The sequence below is a fragment of the Nonomuraea zeae genome, assembly GCF_005889725.1.
Taxonomy (GTDB): Bacteria; Actinomycetota; Actinomycetes; order Streptosporangiales; family Streptosporangiaceae; genus Nonomuraea; species Nonomuraea zeae.
The window spans coordinates 1-10,199 of the sequence record NZ_VCKX01000384.1; the positions used below are offsets into that span (position 1 = coordinate 1).

Genomic DNA, 10,199 nt, shown 5'->3' on the forward strand with positions numbered 1-10,199 from the left:
GGGTGGCGAAAGGGAGGGGCTGCTCGGCAATCGCAATCGCCGGCCCTCGGGCCGGTGGATCAGGAGTTACGGGCGGTCTTGGGACCTACGGGCGGTTCAGGCCCAGGGTGTAGGAGCCTGATCCGCTGTAGGCGTGCACGCGATACCGGTAATAGCCCGCCGTGCCGTTGAAACTGAGCGTCTCATCGGGGTTCGGGCTGGTGGCGCTGGCGACCACTGCCCAGGTGGAGCCGTTCCAGCGCTGCAGGTAGACGTCGAAGTCCGTCCCGTTCGGGCCGTCCAGGCAGGCGGCGTGCGTGCCCGACACCGTGGCCTGGTAGTACGAGCCGTTCGGCTGGTACGCGCTCTGGTTGGAGGTCAGCGACCCCGAGTAGGTCTCCTCGTAGCCCTGGCAGCCGGTCGGCGGCGGCTCCGTGCCGCCCGCGGTCACCAGCGTCAGGCCCCCGGCCGAGAGGATCTCGCCGATGGGCTGGAAGTAGGTGACGCCGCCGCTGGTGCAGTTGCCCGAGCCGCCCGAGGTCATGCCCTGGGCCTGGTCGCCCGAGATGAACGAGCCGCCCGAGTCCCCGCCTTCCGCGCACACCGTGGTACGCGTCAGGCCCGACACCGTGCCCTCCGGGTAGTTGACGGTCGCGTTGAGCGCGGTGACCGTGCCGCAGTGCCACTGGGTGGTCGAGCCGGAGCGGCAGACCGAGCCCTGGGGCTGCGTGACGGCCGAGCCGCGGACCGGGAGGATGCCGGCGCTGTAGCCGTTCACCACGCCGGGCGCGGTCCAGTTGGAGTTGGTGGCCACCCACGAGTAGTCGTTGCCGGGGAAGGACGAGATCTGGAACGTCCCCTGCGCGACCCGGTTGTAGCCGGTCGTGGTGATGCCGACGGCGCCGCAGTGGCCGGCGCTGGTGAAGCCGAGCTGGGTGCCGCGCCTGGCCGCGAAGCCGACCGAGCAGCGGTAGCCGTCCGAGGTGTAGTACGCGTCTCCGCCGCGGATGTCGTAGAAGAGGCGGGGGCGCTCCGCGGACTGCTCCATCCGTACGGCGGAGGCGTCCACGCCGCTGGAGGCGATCCACGACTGCGCCGCCGCGGTGTCGCTCGCCTGGACGACGACGGAGTTGTCCTGGGGCGAGATGGCCCAGCTGTGCACGGCGGCCGGCGGCGCGATCCGGTCCAGGCCGTCCTTGACGGCGGTGAGCTGGGCGAACGTGCGCGGCACGACGCGGGCCCTGGCGCCCGCGCGGGTGATCTCGGCGGTGTCGGCGGCGTCGACGGTGCCCACGACGAGGGCGCTCTCGGCGCCTTCGTACCAGACTCCGGCATAGCGGTCGCCGAGCCTCTTGCGCAGGCTCGGTGCGGCGATGTTGCCGCGGGCCTCGTTCGCCAGGCGGTTGGTCGCCTGGTCCTTGGTGATGCCGAGGTCACGCTGCAGGGCGTCGACCACGCCGGACGGTGGTTTGGCGGCGACGGCCGGGGTCGCCGTCATGACTAACGCGCCGATCGCGATCGCGATCAGCGCCGGGGTGCGGAGCATGATTGTCTCCTTGCTGCTGGGGGTGCCGTCACGGTAACGGCGGACCCAGAAGCGGAGGAGTACTACTTTGCCCCTATCACGATGTTATGGAGCGGTGCCGTAACCCGGGTTTCGTACCAGCCAGTCGTAGTAGACCTGGCTCCGGCGTACGGCCTCCATGTGGGCTTGTTTGGCCTGGCCCACCACCCAGGCGGCGTCGGGGGCGGTGGGGTGGCGGCCGAGCAGCTGCCGCCAGCGCAGGGGAGCGCCGGCGAGCGGCACCATGATCAGGCCCTGGGCCGCCTGGTGGGTGGCCTGGCAGAGCACGACGGCGCGGCCGACCTGGGCGAGGTGCGTGCAGGTGGGCACGTCCGTCTCGTAGATCGTCCCGGGGGTGAAGCCGGCCCGCGCGCAGGCCATCGCGAAACAGTCCGCGAAGCAGCCGTCACCCGGCGTGACCGCCCACTGCTCCTCCGCCAGGTCGGACAGCGTCACCTCCTTCTCCCCGGCGACCGGGTGGCTCTCGCCGACCAGGCAGAAGACGGGGTCGAGGCTGATCGTCTCCCACAGCAGGGTGCCCGTGGGGGTGCCGGAATCGCCGCAGGCGCCGGTCAGCACGTAGTCGAGCCGGCCGAGCTCGACCATGCTGGTCAGCTCGTGCGTCGACCACGACGTGTACGTGCTGACCGAGCGTTCGGCGGCCAGCCGGTCGACCAGGCCGCCGAGTATGGGGCCGTTCGTGGCGCCGATGCGGAATCCTGGGGAGGGCGCGTGGGCGAATCGTACGGCTTCGTCCTGCAGTTCCTTGGCCGCGGGGAGTAATACCCGGGCGCGGGCGAGCACCAGCTCACCGAGGCGCGTTGGTCTCGCGCCGTGGCGGTCGCGCTCGAACAGGGCGCCGCCGAGCACCCTCTCGATACGCTTGAGCTGCGCGGTGAGGGCCGGTTGTGCCAGCCCGAGCAGGGACGCGGCCTTGCTCACACTTCCTGCGTCCGCGACTGCGCGGACGATCCTGAGGTGCCTGAGCTCGAGGTCCATAACGGGAAGGTAAGGCGGCGATCTCTTCCAAACAATGCCTATATGTCAGGAATTGTGACAGATATTGTCGGGGGTCTCTGGGGTAGAGGGAACCCATGACGACGATGGGAATAGATCCAGCCCAGCTCAGCGACGAAGATGTGGTCCGCGAGCTGCGGCAACTGCACACTACACGGAGCGACGCATTCTTCCACGGATCGGATGACGCTCTGGCCCGTCACACTTCCCGCACCAACGAGCTAGAGGCCGAATACCTCCGCCGCTTCCCGGACCGCGAGGTGGACCCCTTCAGGCTCAGAGAGGGAGCGAGGGAACGCCGATGAGTGAGGCTCATGATGTACAGGCGCTGTCGGACGTCGACATCCACGTGTACGAGGCGGTGGCGTCCCAGACCGTGGAGACGGGCGGCGCGGGGCTCGGTGGCCTGATCAGGGCGACCGGGCTGAGCGAGGAGGAGGTTCGGCACGGCCTCGCGAGGCTGGTCGAGTACGGGTACGTGGTCCCGCAGGGCGACGGGTACGCGCTGGGGCCGCACACGTTCGAGGTCGAGTACTGATGATCGGCTGAGAGGCGATGATCTGACGCGCCGCCGGGCCCCGGTCCATGGCCCGGACCCCGACGGTGCGGCGAGCGACGGTCAGGTTTCGAGCACGAGTTTGCCGACGAAGTCCCCGCTCTCCATCAGCGCGTGCGCCGCGGCGGCGTCCGCCAGCGGGAAGACCCGGTCCACGTGCGCCACCAGCTTCCCAGCCGCCACCAGCCGGGCGATCTCCTCCAGCGCGGCGTGGTCGGGCTCCACGCTGAAGCGGCCCCACCGCACACCGGCCCGGTCGAGGGCGGCCACGTCCGCGGGCGTCGTCCCCGCGCCCGCGATGAACGTGCCGCCGGGCTTGAGCACGGGTATCGACCGGACCGGGTAGTCCCGGCCCACCATGTCCAGGACGAGGTCCACGTCCGAGACAACCTCGGCGAAGTCCACGCTGGTGTAGTCGATCACCTCGTCGGCCCCCAGTTTCCGGACGAAGTCGTGCTTGGCCGCGCGGGTGGTGCCGATCACGTACGCGCCGCGCAGTTTGGCCAGCTGCACGGCCAGGTGCCCGACCCCGCCGGCGGCCGCGTGGACGAGGACCCGCTGCCCGGGCGAGACGCCGGCGATGTCGGAGAACGCCTGCCAGGCGGTCAGCGCCGCCATGGGCAGCGCCGCGGCCTGCACGTGATCGACGCCCTCCGGCTTGCGCGCGAGCTGGCGGGGCCTGGCCACCAGGTAGTCGGCGTAGGCGCGGGCGGCGTACGGGAAGTTGACCATGCCGAAGACCTCGTCGCCGGGCTTGAACCGGCCGGTGTATTCGCCGATCTCCTCGACCACGCCCGACACGTCCCATCCGGGGGTCAGCGGCGGCTCGGTGTAGTCGGGCGGGAAGGGGGTGCGCCGCAGCTTCCAGTCGGGCGGGTTGACGCCCGCGGCCCGCACCCGTACCAGCACCTCGTGCCGCTGCGGAACCGGCCGCGGGACCTCGGCGAGCTCCAGCACCTCGGGCTCGCCGAAAGCCCGGTAAACGATCGCACGCATGTTCTCTGTCATGCGTCACATGCTGCTCAATGCCGGTATCGCTTGTGAAGAAGGCACCTGTTTGGTAGTCAGGTACCTGATGGATACCAACTTTCCTGACATCAGGGCGTACGGCGGCGCCGACGCGTTCCTGCGGGCGTGCAAGCCCCGCACGGTGCTCGGCATGTTCACCAACAAGTGGACGGGCCTGGTCCTGGGCGCGCTCCTCGACGGGCCCCGGCGGTTCGGCGAGCTGCGCAGGATGCTCGACGGCATCACCCAGAAGATGCTGTCGCAGACCCTGCGCGCCGCCGAACGCGACGGCCTGGCCACCCGCACCGTCTATCCGACGATCCCGCCGCGGGTCGACTACGAGCTCACGGACCTCGGTCGCAGCGCGATCGGCGTCCTGCGGGCCATCGGCGACTGGGCGAGCGTGCACGCCGACGACGTGATCGCCGCCCGTGAGGCCTACGACGAACGCGCCAAGGAGCCGGTCAGATCCGTTTGAGGCGGGCCCACACCACGAAGGCGCCGCCGAAGACGGCCATGGCCAGGCCGGTCCACAGGTTGACGGCGTCGCCGAGGACGCCTGCGACGATCAGGATCACGCCGTACACCAGGAACAGTCCACCGATCACCAAGCGGATGTCACTCACAGGATCACTCCGTACATCAGGGCGGCCAGGATGACGGCGCCGGTGCCGAGCACCACGGGCGAGCGGTACCACTTCGCGTCACCGGCCAGCGCGTCGTCGTCCAGGTCCACGGCGCTGAGCCCCCACACGAGCCCGCGCAGCTCCTCTTCGGGCTTGGCCGTGGTGACCAGCGTGACGACCACGGACACGATCGCGTCCACGGCGAAGGCCACGCCCGCGCCCCAGAAGCTGGCGTTCAGCTCGGTGCCGAAGTCCAGCAGGCCGGCCTTGAACCCGATGTAGCAGGCGAAACCGGCCAGCGTCCCGGACAGCAGCCCCCAGAACCCGGCCCACGGCGTCATCCGGCGCCAGAACAGGCCGATGATGAACGTCGCGAAGAGCGGCGCGTTGAAGAACGAGAACAGCGCCTGCAGGTAGTTCATGATGTTGGAGTAGCCGGCCGCGATGAACGCCGTCCCGACCCCCATCGCCACGCCCGCCACGGTCGCGATCCGGCCCACCCGCAGGTAGTAGCCGTCGTCGCGGTCCTTGCGCACGTGCGACTGCCAGATGTCGTTGGTGAACACGGTGTTGAAGCCGCTGATGTTCGCCGCCATCCCCGCCATGAACGAGGCCAGCAGCCCGGTCACCGCCACCCCCAGCACGCCGTTCGGCAGCAGGTCGCGCATCAGCATCGGGATCGCGTTGTTGTAGTCCTGGCCCTCGCCCCAGCCGCTGAACAGCACCAGCGCGATCATCCCCGGCAGCACCGTGATCAGCGGGATGAGCAGCTTCGGGTACGCGGCGATGATCGGCGTCATCCTGGCCGCGTTCGTGTTCCTGGCCGACAGGGCCCGCTGGACCTCGGCGAAGTTCGTGGTCCAGTAGCCGAACGACAGCACGAACCCGAGCCCGAACACGATCCCGATCCAGTGCGCCTGCATCGGGTTGTCTCCGGCCGTGTTCGCCCAGGTGTGCAGGCCGCCCTCACCGAGCGCGCTCTGGCGGACCTTGTCGGCCAGGCCGGAGATCCCGCCTACCTTCATCAGCCCGAGCACGGTCAGCGGGATCAGCCCGGCGAGGATCACGAAGAACTGCAGGACCTCGTTGTAGATCGCGGAGGAGAGGCCGCCGAGCGTGATGTACGACAGCACGATCACCGCCGACACCACCACGGAGACCGGCAGCGGCCAGCCCAGCAGCGCCTCCATGACCAGCGCCAGCGCGTACAGGTTCACGCCCGCGATGAGGATCTGCGCCACCGCGAAGGTGATCGCGTTCAGCAGCTGCGTGGACCCGTTGAAGCGCCTGCGCAGGAACTCGGGGACGCTGCGGACCTTCGAGCGGTAGTAGAACGGCATCATCACGATGCCGAGGAACACCATCGCGGGGACCGCGCCGATCCAGTAGTAGTGGACGGTCATCGCGCCGTACTGGACGCCGTTGGCCGCCATGCCGAGGATCTCGATCGCACCCAGGTTCGCCGACACGAAGGCCAGCCCGGTGATCCACGCGGGCAGCCCGCGCCCGGCCAGGAAGAAGTCGAGGCTGGAGCTGATCCGTTTTCGGGCCGCGAACCCGATCGCGAGCACGGTGGCGAAGTAGATCGCGATGAGAACGTAGTCGAGGAGGTTCACGTCGAGACGCACGGCGCTCCCGCTACCCCGTAAAACCAGGACATCACGCGGTAAAGCGCGGGCGAAGTCGAGTGCGCCGGCGGTGGACCGCTGAACGCCGGCCGCCATACTGTCGAGGGGTGGACGTCGCCGATCTGAGCCCCGCGCAGGCGCGGGAGCGCTTCCGTGCGGGCGAGCGGGTGCCCACCGCGGGCTGGTGCCGGGGCTGGGCGCAGGCCAACCTGATCGCGGTGCCCAAGGGGCTGCGCTACGACCTGCTGCTGTTCGCCCATCACAACCCCCAGGCGTGTCCCGTGCTCGACGTGGGGGAGCCTGGCGCCTGGTCGACCGCGCTGTTCGCCGGTGACCTCCGTACGGACCTGCCCGGATACCGGCTCTACCACGACGGGGTCCCGGTCGCCGACCTCGGCGAGGTGGTGGCGGAGTGGCGCGCGGACCTGGTGCCGTTCCTCATCGGGTGCAGCTTCACCTTCGAGCGGGCGCTGCTGGCCGCCGGGGTGCCCGTGCGGCACCTGGAGCTGGGCGTGAACGTGCCGATGTACGTCACGAGCGTCCCCTGCGCGACGGCCGGCAGCCTGTCGGGGCCGCTGGTCGTGTCGATGCGGCCGGTCCCGGAGGAGCTGGTGAAGACGGCCGTCGAGGTGAGCGGCCGGTATCCGCTTGTGCACGGCGCGCCGGTGCACGTCGGCGCTCCCGAGGCGATCGGCATCCGCGACCTCGCGCGGCCCGACTTCGGCGACCCGGTGGAGGTGCGCGCGGGGGAGGTGCCGCTGTTCTGGGCCTGCGGGGTGACCCCGCAGGCGGCGATCATGGCCAGCGGGATCGAGTACGCGATCGGCCACCTGCCGGGTCACATGGCGATCATGGACGCGCGCGATGACGACTACCTCGTGACCTGACCCGCTATCCGGGGCCGTGGGGCGGTATGCCGGCCGCCGTGAGCTGCCGCGCGACGGGCGGCGCGCCGCACCGGTTGTCGATCTCCAGATGCGGTACGGCCGGCGGCTCGTCCACCCGGATGTTCCGCAGGTAGTCCTCGAACGCCGCCAGCTTGCCCGCGTCCCGCCCCAGCCCTCTGGCCAGGAGCCGCGCGCGCAGCGTCGGGCCGTCGGAGCGCACCCACAGCAGGCGCACCGGCGGGCCGCCCAGCTCCGCCGCCCACCGCGTCCACCGCTCCGCGTCGTGCACCTGGGTGGTGAACGGGCCGTCGAGCAGCACCGGGCAGCCGTGCTCGCGGATCTGCCTGGCGATCCTGGTCAGACCGGCGTATTCGTGTCGTTTGACGTGCTCGTCGTACCAGGGGCCCTCGCGCTCGCCGGGTGGCCTGCAGCGCGCGTCCAGGATCTCCGCCACGAAGTCGCCGTACACGGTGTCCTTGTCGAGCAGGGCCGGCACGGGGGAGAGGCGGGCGAGCAGCTCGGCCGCGACCGTGGACTTGCCCGCGCCGGGCGGACCGCTGATGACCCACACAGTGCTCACGCGCTCCACCCTAGGGAGCGCGTACGCGGATCTGCGTATGCGGGTGCCTCGTCTCAGCGGACGACCCGCGCGCCCGCGCCCGCCAGACTCCTGCCCATGCTGACCGTCTTGACCAGGGCGTTCCGGGTGCCGGAGCTCCGCAGGAAATTGCTGTTCACGCTGGGCCTCATCGGCCTGTTCCGGCTGGGGCAGATCATGCCGGCGCCCGGGGTGGACGTCGTGGCGGTGCGCGAGTGCGTGGGCTCGGCCAGCGGCGGGTTGTTCGACATGGCGCAGATGCTGAGCGGCGGCGCGATGCTGCAGCTGTCGGTGTTCGCGCTGGGCGTCATGCCGTACATCACGGCGAGCATCCTGATGCAGCTCTTCGCGGTGCTGGTGCCCCGGCTGGACGCGCTGAGGAAGGAGGGCCAGCGGGGTCAGGCGAAGATCACCCAGTACACGCGCTACGTGACCGTCGGGCTCTCCCTCCTCAACGCCGGCACCGTCGTGGCGCTGGCCCGCGCCGGGCAACTGCTGCCCGGGTGCAGCCGGCCGCTGCTGCGCGACGACGGCCTGCTCACCGTGACGGTGATCGTGCTGACGATGGTGGCGGGGGCGTGCGTCGTCATGTGGCTGGGCGAGCTGATCACCGACCGGGGGATCGGGAACGGTATGTCGCTCCTGATGTTCACGCAGGTCGTGGCCGTCTTCCCGTCGTACATGTCCAAGATTTTCGTGATGAGTCCGGTCAGTTTTGTGGTGATGCTCGTGGCCGGGCTGTTCCTGGTGGCGGCCGTGGTGTTCGTGGAGCAGGCGCAGCGACGCATCCCGGTGCAGTACGCCAAGCGGATGGTGGGGCGGCGCATGTACGCGGGGACCAGCACGTACATCCCGTTGAAGGTGAACCTCGCGGGGATCGTGCCCGTCATCTTCACCAGCTCGCTGCTCTACCTGCCCACGCTGGCGTCGCCGCTGCTGGGGGACGAGGCGGGGGCGTGGGTCACGCGCAACCTGGCCTCGGGGACGCATCCGCTCTACATGACGGTGTACGTGCTGATGATCGTCGCCTTCGCCTACTTCTACGTGTCGATCACGTTCAATCCGGTGGAGGTGGCGGATGGCATGCGGCGGTTCGGGGGGTTCGTCCCGGGGATCCGGCCTGGGCGGCCCACGGCTGAGTACCTGGCGTACGTGTCGTCCCGGTTGACCGCGTCGGGGGCGCTCTACCTGGGGGTGCTGGCGCTGTTGCCGCTGGTGGCGTTCGCGATCCTGCGGGATCCGGGGACGCAGCAGAACTTCCCGTTCGGGGGGACCAGCGTGCTGATCATGGTGGGGGTCGGGCTCGACACCGTCAAGCAGATCGAGGCCCAGCTCCAGCAGCGCAACTACGAGGGCTTCCTGAAGTAGGCGCCCTCGCCGGGCTTCTCGCGGGGGCTGCGCGCAGAGCCCCTGCCGGAGCCCCTGCCGGAGGCCCGTTCGGGGCGCCCAGTTCAGGACGCTCAGTTCAGGAGGCTCAGTTCGGGGCGCCCAGTTTAGGGCGTTCAGTTCGGGACGCTCAGCCCGGCTCGCATGGCGAACACCACGAGCTGGGCCCGGTCCCTGGCCCGCAGCTTGACCATGGCGCGGCTGACGTGGGTGCGCACGGTGTCGGGGCTGATCACCAGCTCCTTGGCGATCTCCTCGTTCGACCTGCCGGTGGCCACCCAGGCGACCAGCTCCCGCTCGCGCGGGGTGAGCGTCTCGATGCCCTCGACCGGCTCGGTGCCGTGCCGGCCGAACATCCCGATGACCTTCCTGGTGATCGACGGCGACAGCAACGCCTCGCCCGCCGCCACCACGCGCACGGCGTTGACCAGCTCGTCGGGGGCGCTGTCCTTGAGCACGAAGCCGCTGGCCCCGGCCTGGAGGGCGGCGAAGACGTACTCGTCGACGGCGAACGTCGTCACCACGACGATCCGGGTGCCGCGCAGCCCGGGGTCGTCGGCGATGGCCCGCAGGGTGGCCAGGCCGTCCATGCCGGGCATGCGGATGTCGAGCAGGAGGACGTCGGGGCGGGTGCGGCGGATCAGCGCCAGCGCCGCCACGCCGTCGGCCGCCTCGCCGACGCACTCCATGCCCCGCTCCCGCTCCAGCAACGCCCGCAGCCCCATCCGCACGACCGCCTGATCGTCGGCGATGGCCACCCTGATCTGGCCCTCCGGCAAGGACCCACCCGCCTCGCCACCTGGAGCGCCGTCGTGGGCCGGCGCGAGAGCCCGGCTCGGCCCGCGACCTGGTGTGGGCGGGGTGGAGCCGCTGAACGGAGGCGGGGTGGAGCCGCCGGGCGTGGGCGGGTTGAGGACGCTGGGGGTGCCGGGGCCGTCGGGGGTGGTGGG

Annotated in this window: 12 protein-coding genes; 5 read left to right on the plus strand and 7 right to left on the minus strand. The window is 70.4% G+C overall.

Going from position 1 to position 10,199, the window contains the following annotated elements; genetic code table 11:
- Positions 1 to 85 precede the first annotated feature (85 nt).
- Positions 86 to 1,525, minus strand: coding sequence for a S1 family peptidase (locus tag ETD85_RS55620; RefSeq protein ID WP_138697936.1), 1,440 nt, complete (start codon positions 1,523 to 1,525; stop codon positions 86 to 88).
- Positions 1,526 to 1,609: 84 nt separating this feature from the next.
- Positions 1,610 to 2,542 carry a LysR family transcriptional regulator gene (locus ETD85_RS55625; RefSeq protein ID WP_138697937.1) on the minus strand — a complete coding sequence of 311 codons (933 nt, stop codon included), beginning with the start codon at positions 2,540 to 2,542 and terminating at the stop codon, positions 1,610 to 1,612.
- 104 nt (positions 2,543 to 2,646) lie between these two features.
- Here ETD85_RS55625 and ETD85_RS66410 point away from each other — a divergent pair, with 104 nt between their 5' ends.
- The gene (locus ETD85_RS66410) at positions 2,647 to 2,865 is read left to right on the plus strand and encodes a DUF6158 family protein (protein WP_240780051.1); all 219 of its coding nucleotides are present in this window, start codon (positions 2,647 to 2,649) and stop codon (positions 2,863 to 2,865) included.
- Complete coding sequence (locus ETD85_RS55635) at positions 2,862 to 3,098, plus strand: hypothetical protein (RefSeq protein WP_138697939.1); 237 nt, start codon at positions 2,862 to 2,864, stop codon at positions 3,096 to 3,098. The genes ETD85_RS66410 and ETD85_RS55635 overlap by 4 nt, the downstream gene beginning before the upstream one ends.
- Positions 3,099 to 3,179: 81 nt before the next feature.
- Here the strand turns inward: ETD85_RS55635 and ETD85_RS55640 are convergent, their stop codons facing one another.
- Positions 3,180 to 4,112, minus strand: a complete 933-nt coding sequence (locus ETD85_RS55640; protein ID WP_240780049.1) for an NADP-dependent oxidoreductase — start codon at positions 4,110 to 4,112, stop codon at positions 3,180 to 3,182.
- A 79-nt stretch (positions 4,113 to 4,191) separates the two neighbouring features.
- Here ETD85_RS55640 and ETD85_RS55645 point away from each other — a divergent pair, with 79 nt between their 5' ends.
- Positions 4,192 to 4,602, plus strand: coding sequence for a winged helix-turn-helix transcriptional regulator (locus ETD85_RS55645; RefSeq protein WP_138697941.1), 411 nt, complete (start codon positions 4,192 to 4,194; stop codon positions 4,600 to 4,602).
- Here the strand turns inward: ETD85_RS55645 and ETD85_RS64060 are convergent.
- Positions 4,589 to 4,750: a hypothetical protein gene (locus ETD85_RS64060; RefSeq protein WP_170247381.1), complete on the minus strand. Its 162-nt coding sequence runs from the start codon at positions 4,748 to 4,750 to the stop codon at positions 4,589 to 4,591. The genes ETD85_RS55645 and ETD85_RS64060 overlap by 14 nt on opposite strands.
- The gene (locus ETD85_RS55650; protein WP_240780050.1) at positions 4,747 to 6,378 is read right to left on the minus strand and encodes a sodium:solute symporter family protein; all 1,632 of its coding nucleotides are present in this window, start codon (positions 6,376 to 6,378) and stop codon (positions 4,747 to 4,749) included. The genes ETD85_RS64060 and ETD85_RS55650 overlap by 4 nt, the downstream gene beginning before the upstream one ends.
- A gap of 107 nt (positions 6,379 to 6,485) precedes the next feature.
- On the opposite strand from ETD85_RS55650, the gene ETD85_RS55655 reads away from it, so the two are divergent.
- On the plus strand, positions 6,486 to 7,265 hold the full coding sequence (locus ETD85_RS55655; RefSeq protein ID WP_206059501.1) for a putative hydro-lyase: 780 nt from the start codon (positions 6,486 to 6,488) through the stop codon (positions 7,263 to 7,265).
- 4 nt (positions 7,266 to 7,269) lie between these two features.
- Here the strand turns inward: ETD85_RS55655 and ETD85_RS55660 are convergent, their stop codons facing one another.
- Positions 7,270 to 7,845, minus strand: coding sequence for a P-loop nucleotide/nucleoside kinase family protein (locus tag ETD85_RS55660; protein WP_138697943.1), 576 nt, complete (start codon positions 7,843 to 7,845; stop codon positions 7,270 to 7,272).
- A 96-nt stretch (positions 7,846 to 7,941) separates the two neighbouring features.
- Here ETD85_RS55660 and secY point away from each other — a divergent pair, with 96 nt between their 5' ends.
- A complete protein-coding gene (gene secY / locus ETD85_RS55665; protein ID WP_138697944.1) occupies positions 7,942 to 9,231 on the plus strand; it encodes a preprotein translocase subunit SecY in 1,290 nt (429 codons plus the stop codon).
- A 134-nt stretch (positions 9,232 to 9,365) separates the two neighbouring features.
- On the opposite strand, the gene ETD85_RS55670 is transcribed toward secY, so the two are convergent.
- Positions 9,366 to 10,013, minus strand: a complete 648-nt coding sequence (locus ETD85_RS55670; protein ID WP_206059502.1) for a response regulator — start codon at positions 10,011 to 10,013, stop codon at positions 9,366 to 9,368.
- Positions 10,014 to 10,199: the final 186 nt, after the last annotated feature.